The 16,357-nt window shown below is 66.8% G+C and carries 17 protein-coding genes; 15 read left to right on the plus strand and 2 right to left on the minus strand.

Going from position 1 to position 16,357, the window contains the following annotated elements; genetic code table 11:
- Positions 1-33 precede the first annotated feature (33 nt).
- The 12 genes from eno to V3328_RS16970 all read left to right on the plus strand — a co-directional run bounded on the left by eno (position 34) and on the right by V3328_RS16970 (position 10,766).
- Positions 34-1,308, plus strand: coding sequence for a phosphopyruvate hydratase (gene eno / locus V3328_RS16915; RefSeq protein WP_340330879.1), 1,275 nt, complete (start codon positions 34-36; stop codon positions 1,306-1,308).
- 110 nt (positions 1,309-1,418) lie between these two features.
- Complete coding sequence (locus V3328_RS16920; protein ID WP_340330880.1) at positions 1,419-1,733, plus strand: FtsB family cell division protein; 315 nt, start codon at positions 1,419-1,421, stop codon at positions 1,731-1,733.
- A gap of 168 nt (positions 1,734-1,901) precedes the next feature.
- Positions 1,902-2,987, plus strand: coding sequence for a pyruvate dehydrogenase (acetyl-transferring) E1 component subunit alpha (gene pdhA, locus V3328_RS16925; protein ID WP_340330881.1), 1,086 nt, complete (start codon positions 1,902-1,904; stop codon positions 2,985-2,987).
- A gap of 11 nt (positions 2,988-2,998) precedes the next feature.
- Positions 2,999-4,441: a pyruvate dehydrogenase complex E1 component subunit beta gene (locus V3328_RS16930; RefSeq protein ID WP_340330882.1), complete on the plus strand. Its 1,443-nt coding sequence runs from the start codon at positions 2,999-3,001 to the stop codon at positions 4,439-4,441.
- A gap of 10 nt (positions 4,442-4,451) precedes the next feature.
- Entirely contained in the window at positions 4,452-4,901 is a 450-nt protein-coding gene (locus V3328_RS16935; protein ID WP_340330883.1) for a GFA family protein, read from the plus strand.
- A 10-nt stretch (positions 4,902-4,911) separates the two neighbouring features.
- Entirely contained in the window at positions 4,912-6,384 is a 1,473-nt protein-coding gene (locus tag V3328_RS16940; RefSeq protein ID WP_340330884.1) for a pyruvate dehydrogenase complex dihydrolipoamide acetyltransferase, read from the plus strand.
- Positions 6,385-6,422: 38 nt separating this feature from the next.
- Positions 6,423-7,019, plus strand: coding sequence for a GNAT family N-acetyltransferase (locus V3328_RS16945; RefSeq protein ID WP_340330885.1), 597 nt, complete (start codon positions 6,423-6,425; stop codon positions 7,017-7,019).
- Positions 7,016-7,339 (plus strand): hypothetical protein, encoded by a 324-nt coding sequence (locus V3328_RS16950; RefSeq protein WP_340330886.1) that lies wholly within the window; start codon positions 7,016-7,018, stop codon positions 7,337-7,339. Before V3328_RS16945 ends, V3328_RS16950 begins: the two co-directional genes overlap by 4 nt.
- A gap of 141 nt (positions 7,340-7,480) precedes the next feature.
- Positions 7,481-8,896, plus strand: a complete 1,416-nt coding sequence (gene lpdA / locus V3328_RS16955; protein WP_340330887.1) for a dihydrolipoyl dehydrogenase — start codon at positions 7,481-7,483, stop codon at positions 8,894-8,896.
- A 30-nt stretch (positions 8,897-8,926) separates the two neighbouring features.
- Positions 8,927-9,181, plus strand: coding sequence for a GlsB/YeaQ/YmgE family stress response membrane protein (locus V3328_RS16960; RefSeq protein ID WP_340330888.1), 255 nt, complete (start codon positions 8,927-8,929; stop codon positions 9,179-9,181).
- Between the two features lie 120 nt (positions 9,182-9,301).
- Positions 9,302-10,270: a lipoyl synthase gene (gene lipA / locus V3328_RS16965; RefSeq protein WP_340330889.1), complete on the plus strand. Its 969-nt coding sequence runs from the start codon at positions 9,302-9,304 to the stop codon at positions 10,268-10,270.
- A gap of 4 nt (positions 10,271-10,274) precedes the next feature.
- The gene (locus tag V3328_RS16970) at positions 10,275-10,766 is read left to right on the plus strand and encodes a type II toxin-antitoxin system RatA family toxin (protein ID WP_340330890.1); all 492 of its coding nucleotides are present in this window, start codon (positions 10,275-10,277) and stop codon (positions 10,764-10,766) included.
- A 4-nt stretch (positions 10,767-10,770) separates the two neighbouring features.
- On the opposite strand, the gene V3328_RS16975 is transcribed toward V3328_RS16970, so the two are convergent.
- Positions 10,771-11,265 (minus strand): CinA family protein, encoded by a 495-nt coding sequence (locus V3328_RS16975; protein ID WP_340330891.1) that lies wholly within the window; start codon positions 11,263-11,265, stop codon positions 10,771-10,773.
- A complete protein-coding gene (locus V3328_RS16980; protein WP_340330892.1) occupies positions 11,262-12,464 on the minus strand; it encodes a bifunctional 2-C-methyl-D-erythritol 4-phosphate cytidylyltransferase/2-C-methyl-D-erythritol 2,4-cyclodiphosphate synthase in 1,203 nt (400 codons plus the stop codon). Before V3328_RS16980 ends, V3328_RS16975 begins: the two co-directional genes overlap by 4 nt.
- Before the next feature lie 126 nt (positions 12,465-12,590).
- On the opposite strand from V3328_RS16980, the gene dusB reads away from it, so the two are divergent.
- Genes dusB through ntrC form a run of 3 tightly spaced genes read left to right on the plus strand, consistent with a single transcriptional unit; the run spans position 12,591 to position 16,224 of the window.
- On the plus strand, positions 12,591-13,628 hold the full coding sequence (dusB, locus tag V3328_RS16985; RefSeq protein ID WP_340330893.1) for a tRNA dihydrouridine synthase DusB: 1,038 nt from the start codon (positions 12,591-12,593) through the stop codon (positions 13,626-13,628).
- Positions 13,628-14,776 carry a two-component system sensor histidine kinase NtrB gene (locus tag V3328_RS16990; RefSeq protein WP_340330894.1) on the plus strand — a complete coding sequence of 383 codons (1,149 nt, stop codon included), beginning with the start codon at positions 13,628-13,630 and terminating at the stop codon, positions 14,774-14,776. Before dusB ends, V3328_RS16990 begins: the two co-directional genes overlap by 1 nt.
- A gap of 5 nt (positions 14,777-14,781) precedes the next feature.
- Entirely contained in the window at positions 14,782-16,224 is a 1,443-nt protein-coding gene (gene ntrC, locus V3328_RS16995) for a nitrogen regulation protein NR(I) (protein ID WP_340330895.1), read from the plus strand.
- The last annotated feature ends 133 nt before the right edge of the window (positions 16,225-16,357 follow it).

Here is a 16,357-nt window from a genome sequence, read left to right on the forward strand (position 1 = left end):
ATCGGAGAAATCCGCCAATCCGGAAGGGGCACCATGACCGCCATCATCGACATCATCGGCCGCGAGATTCTCGACAGCCGTGGCAATCCCACCGTCGAGGTCGACGTCGTCCTGGAGGACGGGACCGTCGGCAGGGCAGCGGTGCCTTCGGGTGCGTCGACGGGCGCGCACGAGGCCGTCGAGCTGCGCGACGGCGGCGGACGGTACCTCGGCAAGGGCGTGCAACAGGCCGTCGACGCGGTCAACGGAGATATCTTCGATGCGCTGTCGGGCATGGACGCAGAGGAACAGGTCCACATCGACCACACGATGATCGCGCTCGACGGGACTCCCAACAAGGGCCGCCTCGGCGCCAACGCGATCCTCGGCGTGTCGCTCGCGACGGCGCGAGCCGCGGCCGACGCGACCGGCCTTCCGCTCTACCGCTATGTCGGCGGCGTCGGCGCCCGCGTGCTGCCCGTGCCGATGATGAACATCGTCAACGGCGGCGCCCATGCCGACAATCCGATCGACATCCAGGAATTCATGATCATGCCGGTCGGCGCCGACACCTTCGCGGAGGGGCTCCGGATGGGCGCCGAGGTGTTCCACACGCTGAAGGGCGCCCTCAAGAAGGCCGGCCACAACACCAATGTCGGCGACGAGGGTGGCTTCGCGCCGGGACTGAAATCAGCTCAGGAGGCGCTCGACTTCATCGTCTCCTCGATCGAGGCGGCCGGACTGAAGCCCGGCGAAGACGTGATGCTTGCCCTCGATGCCGCCTCGACCGAGTTCTTCAAGAACGGCAAGTACGAACTGGAAGGCGAGGGCCGGAGCCTCGACCCGGCGCAGATGGTCGACTACCTCGCCGGCCTCGTCGACGCCTATCCGATCGTCTCGATCGAGGACGGCATGGGCGAGGATGACTGGGACGGCTGGAAGATGCTGACCGACAGGATCGGCGACCGCTGCCAGCTCGTCGGCGACGACCTGTTCGTCACCAACACCGAGCGCCTGTCCACCGGCATCGACAAGGGGGTCGGCAACGCGATCCTGGTCAAGGTCAACCAGATCGGCTCGCTGACCGAGACGCTCGACGCCGTCGACATGGCGCACCGGGCCGGCTACCGGGCGGTGATGTCGCACCGGTCCGGCGAGACCGAGGACTCGACCATCGCCGACCTCGCGGTCGCGACCAATTGCGGACAGATCAAGACCGGCTCGCTGGCGCGCTCCGACCGGCTGTCGAAATACAACCAGCTCCTGCGGATCGAGGAGGAACTCGGCCCCACGGCGAAATATGCCGGGAAGGCCGCGCTTCGCCGATAGCAACCCTGATCGATGGCACCCGGGGCCGATCGGCCGGGTGCGTGACGGTTAATCCGCACTTAACGCCTGTGGGCGATGATACGCATCGGCTTGGCGCGGAGTAACTTGTCATGGCGCGGCGTACCGTCCGCTATTCGACGGCGGGGATCCTGATCCCGATCATCGGCATCGCCGTCATCGGCTATTTCGTCTATCACGGGCTCAACGGGGCCCGTGGATTCTGGGCGTCGCAACAGCGCGAGGCCGAGGTCGCGGTGCTGGAGAAGGAACTGGCCGACCTGCGCAAGGAGCGCGACATTCTGGAACAGCACGTCGCGCTGCTGAGGCCGGAGAGCCTCGATCCGGACATGCTGGAGGAGCGCGCACGCGTTCTCCTCAATGTCGCCCACCCCAACGACATCGTGATCATGCGCGCGGAGCGCTGAGATCGCTGGAAATTCCACAATCGGAGTTTAACCGAATTCCGGTTCGAAGTTAATTTCCTCAAATCTTTCAAGAGATTGTTTCCCTCCGGGAAAAGCGGTTCGTGCTGGCCTTTCGGGGCGGGGTGCGCTACCTGTTGAGCAACAATCCGGGCTCACAGGGAGGATGGCATGACGTCCAGTGCCAAATCCGGCTCCCGCCGCACCGCGGCGGCGAAATCCCCATCGAAATCCAGATCGGCCTCGTCGAAGGGTCGAAAACCCACGAAGAAGTCGCTCGCCGGCAGTCCGGCGACGGACTTCACCACCGAACAGGAGTTCGAGGCCTATCGCGAGATGCTGCTGATCCGGCGTTTCGAGGAAAAGGCCGGACAGATGTACGGGATGGGCCTGATCGGCGGGTTCTGCCATCTCTACATCGGCCAGGAAGCGGTCGTCACCGGCATGCAGATGGTCGCCAAGGAAGGCGACCAGGTGATCACCGGCTACCGCGACCACGGCCACATGCTGGCCTGCGGCATGGACCCCAAGGGCGTCATGGCCGAGCTGACCGGACGCCGCGGCGGCTATTCCAAGGGCAAGGGCGGCTCGATGCACATGTTCTCCGTCGAGAAGGGATTCTTCGGCGGACACGGCATCGTCGGCGGACAGGTGTCTCTGGGCACGGGCCTCGCCTTCGCCAACAAGTATCGCGGCAACGACAATGTCAGCTTCACCTATTTCGGTGACGGCGCCGCCAACCAGGGGCAGGTCTACGAGAGCTTCAACATGGCCAAGCTCTGGCACCTGCCGATCATCTACATCATCGAGAACAACAAGTACGGCATGGGCACCAGCGTCAGCCGCGCGTCCGCGACAACCGACCTGTCGCACCGCGGCGCATCGTTCGACATTCCCGGCGAGCAGGTCGACGGCATGGACGTGCGTGCGGTCCACGCTGCCGGCGAGAAGGCGGCCGCCTGGTGCCGCGACGGCAACGGTCCGTTCATCCTGGAAATGCTGACCTACCGCTATCGCGGCCACTCGATGTCCGATCCCGCCAAGTACCGCACCAAGGACGAGGTGCAGAAGATGCGCCAGGAGCACGACCCGATCGAGCAGGTCAAGGCACGCCTGATCGGCGACCACGAGGCGACCGAGGACGACCTGAAGGCGATCGACAAGGAGGTCCGCGCGATCATCAACGAAGCCGCCGAATTCGCCCAGACCGATCCCGAGCCGGATGCCTCCGAGCTCTGGACCGACGTACTTCGCTAGGGGACGAGACGATGCCGGTACAGGTACTCATGCCCGCGCTCTCTCCCACGATGGAAGAGGGCACGCTCGCCAAGTGGCTGAAGAAGGAGGGCGACACGGTCGAGAGCGGCGACGTGATCGCCGAGATCGAAACCGACAAGGCGACCATGGAGGTCGAGGCGGTCGACGAGGGCACGCTCGGCAAGATCCTCGTCGCCGAGGGCACCGAGGGCGTCAAGGTCAACACGCCGATCGCGATGATCCTGTCGGAGGGCGAGGACGAAAGCGCGCTCGACGGTGCCGAGGCCGAGGCGCCGCAGGCACAGGAGCCGGCGGCCGAAGAGACGGCAGAGAAGCCGAAGGCAGAGGACCGCAAGGTCGAGAAGGCCGAGAAGGCGCCGGAGGCGGACGCCAAGAGCTCGGCCAGCGTCGTCGGCCAGCAGCCCAAGATGCAGCCGGAGGAGGAGCCCGAGTTTCCCGCCGGCACCGAGACCGACGAGATCACCGTCCGGGAAGCCTTGCGCGACGCGATGGCCGAGGAGATGCGCAAGGACGAGAACGTCTTCCTGATGGGCGAGGAAGTCGCCGAATACCAGGGCGCCTACAAGATCTCGCAGGGGCTGCTCGACGAGTTCGGCCCGCGCCGGGTCGTCGATACCCCGATCACCGAACACGGCTTTACCGGTCTTGGCGTCGGCGCGGCGATGGCCGGCCTGAAGCCGATCGTCGAGTTCATGACCTTCAACTTCGCCATGCAGGCGATGGACCAGATCATCAACTCGGCCGCCAAGACCCACTACATGTCCGGCGGCCAGATCACCTGCTCGATCGTGTTCCGCGGACCGAACGGCGCGGCGTCGCGCGTCGCCGCCCAGCACAGCCAGGACTACGCCGCCTGGTACGGCCAGGTGCCCGGCCTGATCGTCGTGCAGCCGTATACGGCAGCCGACGCCAAAGGCCTGCTGAAGGCCGCGATCCGCAATCCCAACCCGGTGGTGTTCCTGGAGAACGAGATCCTCTACGGCCACACCTTCCCGGTGCCGCGCATCGACGACTTCGTGCTGCCGATCGGCAAGGCGAAGGTCGCCAAGACCGGCAAGGACGCGACGATCGTCTCCTGGGGCATCGGCATGACCTATGCGCTGAAGGCCGCCGAGGAACTGAAGGGCGAGGGCATCGACGCGGAGGTGATCGACCTCAGGACCATCCGGCCGATGGACATGGACACGGTCATAAAGTCGGTCAGGAAGACCGGCCGCTGCGTCACGGTCGAGGAGGCCTGGCCGCAGTGTTCGGTGTCCTCCCAGATCGCCGCCGAACTGATGGAGAAGGCCTTCGACTGGCTCGACGCGCCGGTCCTTCGGGTCACCGGCAAGGACGTGCCGATGCCGTATGCGGCAAACCTGGAGAAACTGGCGCTGCCCTCCGTCAAGGAGGTCATCGAGGCGGTGAAGGCGGTGAGTTACGCCGATTGAGGAGATGGCAGTGGAGCTCAGCGGCCGGTGCCATTGTGGCGCGGTTCGGGTGGCGATGCGACTGAGCAGGCCGCCCGATGACCTGCGCGTACATGCCTGCCAGTGCGGCTTCTGCCGGCGGCACGGTTCGGTTGCCGTTTCCGACCCTGAAGGGGAGACCGTGTTTCAGGTGCGCAGTCCGGACGACCTGAACCGATATACCTTCGGCGCCAGAACGGCTGAGTTCCTGACCTGCAAGCACTGCGGGGTCTATGTCGGCGCGGTCATCGAAGCGGACGAAGGGTATCGGTCGCTGGTGAACGTCGCCGGCGTCGGAATCACGGCGTTCAGCGGGCGCCGGCCTCAGGAAGTCTTCTACGACGATGAAACCGCCGCGTCACGAATTGCTCGACGCCGCGCGAACTGGACACCATCGCGCATCGCAGTCTCGGATGCCCCGCAGGGGGCACAGAAAAGCTAGGTAATCGGTCATGCCCATCGACATCCTGATGCCCGCGCTGTCGCCGACCATGGAGGTCGGCACGCTTGCCAAATGGCTCGTCAAGGAAGGCGATTCCGTCGCCCCCGGCGACATCATCGCGGAGATCGAGACCGACAAGGCGACCATGGAGGTCGAGGCGGTCGACGAGGGGACGATGGGCCGGATCCTGGTGTCCGAGGGCACCGAGGACGTGCCGGTCAACCAGAAGATCGCCGTGCTGCTCGAAGAGGGCGAGGACGAGAGCGCGCTGGAAGGCGTGGAGAAGACGTCCGGCGCCGGCACCCCCTCACCCGGCGCTTCCGAGGAAGCGCCGACCTCTCCCCCCAAGGGAGAGGTGGAGGGCAGTGCCGTTTCGAAATCCCCTGACCAGAAAACCGATGCATCGGCGGCCACCTCGCCCCAGGGGGGAGAGGTCGGCGCGCGCAGCGCGGCGGGTGAGGGGGCCGAGGCGACTGAGAGTGCCCGCGCCAACGGCGACGCTTCCGACGGCGAGCGGATCTTCGCCTCGCCGCTGGCCCGGCGGCTTGCCAAGGAGCAGGGGCTGGAGCTTTCGGCGATTTCCGGCTCCGGTCCGCACGGCCGGATCGTCAAGCGGGACATCGAGGAGGCAGCCGAGAGCGGTGCGGCGAAAGCCGCGCCCGCCAGGGCGCAGAAGACCGAGGCGGCACCGTCCGGCGCGCCTGCCGCGCAGGCATCCGCGGCCGCTCCGGCAGCGGTGCAGCCGCCGTCCGACGACAAGATCCGCGCGATGTTCGAGGACGGCACCTACGAGGTCGTGCCGCACGACAACATGCGCAAGGTCATCGCCAGGCGGCTGACCGAGGCCAAGACGACGATCCCGCACTTCTACCTGACGCTGGACGTCGAGCTCGACGCGCTGCTGAAGCTCAGGAGCGAGCTCAACGCCGCCGCGCCGCAGCTCGACGGCAAGCCGGCCTACAAGCTGTCGGTCAACGACTTCGTCATCAAGGCGCTGGCGCTGGCGCTGAAGGCGGTGCCGGAGGCGAACGTCACCTGGACCGAGAGCGGCATGCTGAAGCACAGCAAGTCCGATGTCGGCGTGGCCGTGTCCATTCCCGGAGGGCTGATCACACCGGTCGTGCGCAATGCCGAGCAGAAGACGCTGTCGGTCATCTCCAACGAGATGAAGGACATGGCCGGTCGCGCCCGCGAGCGCAGGCTGAAGCCCGAGGAGTATCAGGGCGGAAGCTCGGCGGTCTCCAACCTCGGCATGTACGGCATCAAGGATTTCGCGGCCGTCATCAACCCGCCGCATGCGACGATCCTGGCCGTCGGCGCCGGCGAGAAACGCGCCGTGGTCAAGGATGACGCAGTGGCGATCGCGACGATCATGAGCTGCACGCTGTCCACCGATCATCGCGCCGTCGACGGGGCACTGGGCGCCCAGCTCATCAACGCGTTCAAGCGCTACATCGAGAAGCCGATGTCGATGCTGGTCTAGGCCGGCGAGCGCCGACGAGTCCGTCCGGGAGGCCACCTTTGCCGGAAATCCGTCCCGCCAGAAAGTCGGACGCGCTCGTTCTGGCGTACCTGATCGATCTCGCGGGCGAGGGCATTCCCTCCTATCTCTGGGGCCAGGCGGCGGAGTTCGGCGAGACGGCCCTGGATGTCGGCAGCAGGCGGGCGGAGCGGGAGCAAGGTGCGTTTTCGTACCGGAATGCTTACGTGGTCGAGGTGGACGGACGGCCCGTCTCCATGCTGCTCGGCTACCGGCAGCCCGACACGTTTGCGGCCGGCGACCTGGAGGAATTTCCGCCATTCATCCGGCCGATGGTGGAGCTGGAGGCGGAGGCGCCGGGAAGCTGGTACGTCAACGCCCTTGCGACGCTGCCCGAGCACCAGGGGCGGGGGTACGGGGCGATGCTGCTCGATATTGCCGAGCAAGTTGCCGCCAATACGGGCGCAACGCTGCTGAGCATCATCGTCGACAGCAAGAACGCGCGTGCCGCAGAACTCTATCGCCGGTCCGGGTACCGGGAGCGGGCGCGCCGCAGGATACTCGCCCTGCCGGGAGACCGTGTCGACGGCGACTGGGTCCTGCTGGTGCGACCGGTAACTCGCAAAGCGGAGGAATGACCGTGCCGATCCGTTCTACTGGCATCGTCCTCGCCACGCTGGCCGGCGTGACGATCCCCATGTGCAACGCGTCGGCGGCACTCGCCCCCGAATACGACCGCGCCCGCCAGTTCGCCGCGGTCGCCGAGGACGGCGACGTCGCCGCGGCGCTGGCCGACCATGGCCTGATCGACAGGATCGAGTGGATGGAGGACCTGACCTACAAGGTCTGGTCGCAGAACTGCTTCGTCCTCGTCACGCTGGCGCCGGTCCCGCCGAAGGACGGGATGGTCGGGGCAACCGACTACGACCCGGCGCCGGGGACGGTCGAGTGCGAGTGAGCGTGTGAACGAAGGTCGTCACCGGCCGCGACGCGTGGCCCAGAAGCGAGTGCGGTCCGGCGGCCGCCGGCTGGCCGGCTATCCGGCATTCACCTTACAGTCGGCCCGCTTCGGCCGACCTGAATTCGTAGCGGAGGTAACATGGCCGACACATACGACGTCATCGTCATCGGATCGGGGCCGGGAGGCTACGTCACCGCGATTCGCTCGGCGCAACTCGGCCTGAAGACGGCCGTCGTCGAGAACAAGTATCTCGGCGGCATCTGCCTGAACTGGGGCTGCATTCCGACCAAGGCGCTGCTGCGCTCCGCCGAGATCTACCACTACATGCAGCACCCCGGCGACTACGGGCTGTCGGCAAGCAACGTCTCCTACGACCCCGCCGCGGTCGTGAAGCGCTCGCGCGGCGTCGCAGCCCAGCTCTCGAACGGCGTGCAGTTCCTCCTGAAGAAGAACAAGGTCGACGTGATCTGGGGAACCGCCACGCTCGCCGGCAAGGGCAAGGTCTCGGTGAAGGCTGCCGAGGGGCCGCCGAAGGGGGCGCTGGGCGGCGGCGACTACTCGGCCAAGCACATCATCGTCGCGACCGGCGCCCGGCCGCGGGCGCTGCCCGGGCTGGAGCCGGACAAGAAGCTGGTCTGGACCTATTTCGAGGCGATGGCGCCGGAAAAGATGCCGAAGTCGCTGCTGGTGATCGGTTCGGGCGCGATCGGTATCGAGTTTGCCAGCTTCTACCGAACGATGGGCGCCGAGGTGACCGTCGTCGAGGTGCTGCCGCAGATCCTGCCGGTCGAGGACGAGGATATCGCCGCACATGCCCGCAAGCGCTTCGAGAAGCAGGGCATCAGGATCCTGACCTCGGCGAAGGTCACGAAGCTCGACAAGAAGTCGGATTCGGTGACCGCGACGATCGAGGACGAAAAGGGCAAGTCCGAGAGCCTGACGGTCGATCGCGTCATTTCCGCCGTTGGCGTGGTCGGCAACATCGAGAACCTCGGGCTCGAAAAACTCGGCGTGAAGACCGACAGGGGAACGGTCGTCATCGACGGCTACGGCCGCACCAGCGTCGAGGGCATCTACGCGATCGGCGACGTCGCCGGGCCGCCAATGCTCGCCCACAAGGCCGAGCACGAAGGGGTGATCTGCGTCGAGACGATCGCCGGCCTCGACACGCATCCGATGGACAAGCTGATGATCCCCGGCTGCACCTACTGCAACCCGCAGGTCGCCTCCGTCGGATTGACGGAGAAGAAGGCGAAGGAGGCCGGCCACGAGGTGAAGGTCGGCCGGTTCCCCTTCATCGGCAACGGCAAGGCGATCGCGCTCGGCGAGCCCGACGGCCTCGTCAAGACGATCTTCGACGCGAAGACCGGCCAACTGCTCGGCGCCCACATGGTCGGCGCCGAAGTCACCGAACTTATCCAGGGATTCGTCATCGCGATGAATCTTGAGACCACCGAGGAAGAACTGATCCACTCGGTCTTCCCACATCCGACGCTGTCGGAGATGATGCACGAGAGCGTGATGTCGGCCTACGGGCGGGCGATACACATCTAGGTCGAGACTTCCAGGCAAGCGGGACCTGTCATGAGCGAACAGACGAAAGCCATTCTGGTCTGGATCCTGATCGGGCTGATCGCCGGGTGGCTGGCGAGCTTCATCGTCGGCGGCGGCGGATTGCTGCGCTATATCCTGACCGGGCTTGCCGGATCGCTGGTCGGCGGGTTTCTGGCGCAGAAGTTCGACATCAACCTGAAACTCGGCAACCGCTTCCTGGAGCAGGTGATCGTCGCGGCGGTCGGCGCCATCATCGTGGTGCTGGTGGCGCGCATTCTGGCCTGACGCCGGCGAGCGGAACGAGAGCGGCCACGGCCTCGAAATCGGGCCGCCGGTGGCCTATTTGCAGGTCGAGCGCACCGCGCTGCGCTTGACGCACCTGAAAGTTTGAGCGAAGCCCTGAGCATGGTCACCGTCCTGGACAACGTCACCGATCGCAAGGCCCGACCGCGCCATCCGGAGAAGGCCCGCCGGCCGGAGTCGGAGGTGCTGCGCAAGCCGGCCTGGATCCGGGTCAAGGCTCCCGGGTCGCCGGTCTACCGGGAGACCGCCGAAGTGGTCCGCCAGAACGGCCTCGTCACCGTCTGCGAGGAGGCCGGCTGCCCGAACATCGGCGAGTGCTGGTCGAAGAAGCACGCGACCTTCATGATCATGGGTGACACGTGCACGCGCGCCTGCGCCTTCTGCAACGTGCGCACCGGCCTGCCCGAGGCCCTCGATGCCGCCGAGCCAGGCAAGGTCGCCGACGCGGTCGCCACCCTCGGGCTCGAGCACGTCGTCGTCACTTCGGTGGACCGCGACGATCTCACCGACGGCGGCGCGATGCACATCGCCGACACCATCCGCGCGATCCGCGACCGGGCGCCGGGAACGACGATCGAGGTGCTGACGCCGGACTTCCTGCGCAAGGAGGGGGCTCTGGAGATCGTCGTCGAAGCGCGGCCCGACGTCTTCAACCACAACCTCGAGACGGTGCCGTCGCTGTACCTCACGGTGCGCCCCGGCGCGCGTTACTTCCATTCGATCCGGATCCTCCAGAAGGTGAAGGAGCTCGACCCGGAGATCTTCACCAAGTCGGGCATCATGGTGGGCCTGGGCGAGGAGCGGAACGAGGTTGTCCAGCTGATGGACGACCTCAGGAGCGCCGACGTCGACTTCATGACGATCGGCCAGTATTTGCAGCCGACCCGCAGGCATCATCCGATCGCGCGCTTCGTGACGCCGGAGGAGTTCAAGGCCTTCGAGACGATCGGCAAGTCGAAGGGTTTCCTGCTGATGGCGTCGACGCCACTTACCCGATCCTCCTACCATGCCGGCGACGATTTCGAGGCGCTGCGCGCGGCGCGCCGGCAGAAGCTCGGACTCGGCGCCTGAGCCCATGCGCACCTTCAAGACCCGCCGCACCGTAGCGCACAGCGCCGAGGACATGTTCGCTCTGGTCGCCGATGTCGAGCGCTACCCGGAATTCGTGCCGCTGTGCGAGGCACTGAAGGTTCGCAGCCGCTCGGAGAAGGACGGGCGGGAGGTTCTGGTCGCCGACATGACCGCCTCCTACAAAATGTTCCGGGAGACCTTCACCAGCCGCGTGACGCTGGATCCCGCCAATCTGGAAATCCTGGTCGAGTATCTCGACGGTCCCTTCAAGCACCTGGAAAACCGCTGGCGGTTCGAATCGCTGAGCGAAGAGACCTCCGAGATCGACTTCTACCTGGAGTACGAGTTCCGCCGCCGCAGCCTGCAGTTGCTGATGGGCGCGATGTTCGACGCGGCCTTTTCCCGCTTCGCGGACGCCTTCGAGAAGCGCGCCGACGTCGTCTACGGCCGTCGGGCCGGAGGAGGCGGCAGGCGGTCGCGGGCCTCCGCCTCTTAGACGCCTACGAGGCCAGGGCCTCGAGCAGGTCGAACGCGACGGCCACGCTTGCGAGCCGCACCTGGCGCCGGCCGATGTCGCCGAAGCGCTTCTCGACGTGAAGGACGGCGCCGCTGCGTCGCGCCGCACCGAAATGCACGAGGCCGACCGGCTTGCCGGCAGATCCACCGCCGGGGCCGGCAATTCCGGTGACGGCGACGGAAAGGTCTGCGGGCGAGTTGCGAATGGCGCCCTCCGCCATCGCCCGGGCCACCGGTTCGCTGACGGCGCCGTGGCTCGCTATCAGCTTCGCGGGAACGCCGAGCAGTTCGGCTTTCGCTTCATTGGAGTAGGTGACGAAGCCGCGTTCGAACACGTCGGACGACCCTGCGATTTCGGTCAGGAAGGCGGCGACGAGGCCGCCGGTGCAGGATTCGGCGGTGGCGACCGTCAGGCCGGCTGCGCGCATCCGCTCCAGGAGCCCCTCGGCGCGGGTCGACAGCTCGTGTTCCGGCGTCATGGCGACCGCTCCAGCGGCAACTCCACCGAGGCGGTCGCCTGGGCGGCAATCCCTTCGCCGCGGCCGGTGAAGCCGAGGCCCTCGGTCGTGGTCGCCTTGACCGCGATCCGGCCGACGTCGAGGTCGAGAAACTCCGCTATCCGCCGGCGCATCGCATCGCGGTGCGGGCCGACCTTCGGCTGTTCGCAGATCAGCGTCACGTCCAGGTTGACGATCCTGCCGCCGCGCCGGCGCACCAGGCTGGCCGCATGGCGCAGGAACAGCGCGGAGTCGGCCGCCTTCCACTGCGGATCGGACGGCGGGAAATGGCTGCCGATATCGCCGTCAGCGATCGCGCCCAGCAAGGCATCGGTGAGGGCATGCAGGCCGACGTCGGCGTCCGAATGGCCAAGCAGGCCGTGGTCGTGGCGCACCGGAACGCCGCACAGGACGACGGCCTCGCCGGGCCCGAAACGATGCACGTCGTAGCCCGTTCCGGTGCGGGTCTCCACGGGCGGCGGGGCGGCCTCGGCGGCAAGCAGCAGTTCGGCCATGTCGAAATCCTCCGGAGTCGTGAGCTTGCGGTTGCGCCCGTCGCCCGCCACCAGGGCCACGTCGAGACCGGCCCATTCGGCGACCGCCGCATCGTCGGTGAACTCCCGGTCGACCTCGCAGGCGGCGCGATGGGCCGCAAGGATCGGCGTGAAGGCAAATCCCTGCGGGGTCTGGACCGCGTATAGTCCTTTTCGGTCAACCGTTTCCTCAACGAACTTGTCACCCCGCTTCAGCGTGTCCGTCACCGGCAGAGCCGGGATCGCGGCGCTGTGGTCGTCAAGCGCGTCGAGCACACGGCCGATCGTCTGCGCGTCGACGAAGGGACGTGCCGCATCGTGGATCAGGACGCGGTCCGGCGGGGCCACGCTCAGGGCTTCGAGGCCGCGGCGAACGGACGCCTGGCGCGTCTCCCCGCCCGGCATGGGCTCGAGCAGGCGCTCGCTGCCGGCGAATGCCTGCCGGAACCGGTCTTCCCACCCGGTCCGGACGACCGCCAGCACCGCGTCGACGCGCGGATGGTCGAGGAAAGGCGCGATGGCCCGGTCGATGACCGTGCGGCCGGCGAGCACGCGAAACTGTTTCGGCTCGCTGCCCCCGGTCGTGCCTGATATGTTGGCAGCGCGGACGCCCAATCCTCCGGCAACGATCACCGCCACGGTTTTCATATTATCTGGCACTCCGCGACACCCTCGACGCCGGGCAATCCGATCTGTCTTCCCCGAATATCATGACAAAATCGTAATTCCGGTTTTTGTTGCACTGCGAAATGGTTTGTCTAAAATGCAGGCAGAATGAACAACGCACATGAAATGGGCAGCGCACGGTCAGGGGTGACGGTCGGCGGGCACCTGCTCGCCGGGCGGGCCATACTTGCGCCGATGTCCGGCATCACCGACGCACCGTTCCGCCGGCTCGTCCACGACTTCGGGGCCACGCTGGTCGTCTCCGAAATGGTGGCGAGCGAGGAACTCGTTCACGACAGGCCGGAGGCGGTGCTTCGCACCGTCGGGCATGGCGTCTCGCCGAACGTCATACAACTGGCGGGCTGCGAAGCCAAATGGATGCGCGAGGGTGCGCGGCGGGCGGTCGATGCCGGAGCCGACATCGTCGACATCAACATGGGCTGTCCCTCGCGCCGCGTCACCAACGGCTGGTCCGGCTCGGCACTGATGCGCGACCTCGACAATGCCTGCCGGCTGATCGAGGCGACGGTGACCGCCGTCGACGTGCCGGTGACCCTGAAGATGCGGCTTGGCTGGGATCGCGCCAGCCTGAACGCGCCGGAACTGGCGACGCGGGCGGTCGGCCTCGGCGTGCGGATGGTCACCGTTCACGCCCGGACCCGGTGCGACTTCTACAAGGGCCCGGTCGACTGGGACGCCGTGCGCCACGTCGTCGATGCGGTCGACGTCCCCGTCGTCGTCAACGGCGACATCCGGGGCCTCGAGGAGGCAAGGACCGCGCTGGCGCGGTCGGGCGCCGATGCGGTGATGATCGGGCGCGGCGCCTGCGGCCGGCCCTGGATCGTCGGGGCGATCGCCGCCGCGCTAGAGTCGGGCGGGGAGGCCGACGAGAGGCCGCCAGTCGACCTCGGCGGCCTCGTCGCCAGGCACTACGACGAGATCCTGTCGCACTACGGCACGGGCCTCGGCGTGCGCGTCGCGCGCAAGCACCTGGGATGGTACCTCGACCATGCCCCGGCCAGCTGCGCCGGCGGCAGCAATCCTTCCGCCTGGCGCGCGCGCCTCCTCACCGAGGACGACCCCGAAATTGTCGCAGCACTGCTGCCGGCCGCGTTCGCCGGCGCCGAACTGATGGATGCCGCGTGATGATCGGCGAGTTGCTGAGTACCCTGTCGGCCCGTACCGGATCCCAAGCCCCGGCGCCGGAGGTGGTGTTCAACGCCCTGCCGCACCCGGTCATCGCCATCGGCGCCGACAACATCATCTCGGCGGCCAACGCGGCGGCGGAGTCCTTCTTCCAGGCAAGCTCCTCAGTGCTGCGCCGTTTCACGGTCTACGACCTGGTGCCGCACGATTCGCCGCTGCTGGACCTGCTCGCCCAGGTCAGGGAACGCGACGCGCCGGTCAGCGAATACCGGGTCGCGATCGGGACGCCGCGCACCGGCGGCGAGCGGTTCGTGGACATCTACGTGGCGCCCGTCGCCGAGGAGCGAAACGGTGTCGTTGCGATGATCCACGAGCGGACCATCGCCGAACAGTTCGACCGCCAGTTCACCCACCGCGCCGCCGTGCGCAGCGTCACCGGGCTCGCCAGCATGCTGGCGCACGAGATCAAGAACCCGCTGTCGGGCATCCGCGGCGCCGCGCAGCTGCTGGAATCCACCGTCGAGGATGGCGACCGGGCGCTGGCCCGGCTGATCCGCGAGGAGACCGACCGGATCGTCAAGCTGGTCGACCGCATGGAGGTGTTCTCCGACCAGCGGCCGATCGAGCGCGAGCCGGTCAACATCCACGTCGTCCTCGACCGGGTGAAGCAGATCGCCGTCAACGGCTTTGCCCGGCATATCCGCTTCGTCGAAGAATACGATCCGTCGCTGCCGCCGGTGCTCGGCAACCGCGACCAGCTCGTCCAGGTCTTCCTCAACCTCGTCAAGAACGCCGCCGAGGCGATCGGTCCGAATGCCTCGGACGGCGAGATCGCCCTGACTACCGCGTTCCGGCCGGGCGTCCGTCTCTCTGTGCCGGGCAACACCGAGAAGGTCAGCCTGCCGCTGGAGTTCTGCGTCCGCGACAACGGTCCCGGCGTCCCCGAGGACCTGCTCCAGCACCTGTTCGACCCCTTCGTGACGACCAAGATGTCCGGATCCGGGCTCGGCCTGGCACTGGTGGCCAAGATCGTCGGCGACCACGGTGGCGTCATCGAGTGCCAGTCGCAGCCCCGCCGCACCGTCTTCCGGGTGCTCATGCCCATGTACAAGTTCGATCCGGATACCGACCAGACCACCGAGGACTGACAGTCATGCCAAGCGGAAACATCCTGGTGGCCGACGACGATGCCGCAATCCGGACGGTGCTGAACCAGGCGCTGTCGCGGGTGGGCTACGATGTCCGCGTCACCGGCAACGCCGCGACGCTGTGGCGCTGGGTCGCCCAAGGGGACGGCGATCTGGTCATCACCGACGTGGTGATGCCCGACGAGAACGCGTTCGACCTGCTGCCGCGCATCAAGAAGCTTCGCCCCGAGATCCCGATCATCGTGATGAGCGCGCAGAACACGTTCATCACGGCCGTCAAGGCCTCCGAGCGCGGCGCCTATGAGTACCTTCCTAAGCCGTTCGACCTGAACGAACTGGTGACGATCGTCGGACGGGCGCTGGCCGAACCCAAGCCGAAGCCGGCGCAGGGGCTGCCGGAGGACGAGGGCGACAACATTCCGCTGGTCGGCCGCTCGCCGGCGATGCAGGACATCTACCGCCTGCTCGCCCGCCTCATGCAGACCGACCTCACCGTGATGATCGCCGGCGAGTCGGGGACAGGGAAGGAACTCGTCGCCAAGGCGCTGCATGACTACGGCAAGCGCGCCAACGGGCCGTTCGTGGCGATCAACATGGCGGCGATCCCGCGCGACCTGATCGAGGCGGAGCTGTTCGGGCACGAGAAGGGCGCCTTCACCGGCGCCCAGACCCGCAACACCGGGCGTTTCGAGCAGGCGGAAGGCGGCACGCTGTTCCTCGACGAGATCGGCGACATGCCGATGGAGGCGCAGACGCGGCTGCTGCGCGTGCTGCAGCAGGGCGAGTACACGACGGTGGGCGGGCGCACGCCGATCAAGGCGAACGTCCGCATCGTCGCGGCGACCAACAAGGATCTCCGGCAGCTCATCAACCAGGGCCTGTTCCGCGAAGACCTGTACTACCGGCTCAACGTCGTGCCGATCCGGCTGCCGCCGCTGCGCGAGCGCACGGAGGATATTCCCGATCTCGTCCGGCACTTCTTTGCCCAAGCCGAGAAGGAGGGCCTTCCCAGCAAGCAGATCGAACAGGCCGCGCTCGACCGCCTGCGCCGCTACCGATGGCCCGGCAACGTCCGCGAACTGGAGAACCTGGTGCGCAGGCTCGCGGCACTCTATCCACAGGAAATCATCGCCGATTCCACCATCGAGGCCGAACTCGGTGAGCATGCACCGTCGCCGTCCGCGGATGCTGAGCGGGAGGAGGAGACGCTGGGCGGCTCCGTCGAGCGGCACATGTCGGATTACTTCAAGGTTTTCGGAGACAATCTGCCGCCGCCGGGCCTTTATCACCGCATCCTTCGGGAGGTGGAGGAGCCGCTTATTGGCGCCGCGCTGGCGGCGACGCGCGGCAATCAGATCCGTGCGGCGGAACTCCTGGGGCTGAATCGCAACACATTGCGCAAGAAAATTCGGGATCTCGACATTCAGGTTATTCGCGGCGGGCGCTGAAGCGCCTTGAACTTGTCTCATTTCTGCAACATTTGTGCTTGATCTGCATCGGTCGCTGCCGTCCGCGTTGGCGTGGGGCTGCGGGCGCAATTTTCGCGAGAGGCCGCCTGCCTCGGTTCACGGCTCGATGGAA

This window comes from Microbaculum marinum, assembly GCF_037855135.1.
Classification (GTDB): domain Bacteria; phylum Pseudomonadota; class Alphaproteobacteria; order Rhizobiales; family Tepidamorphaceae; genus Microbaculum; species Microbaculum marinum.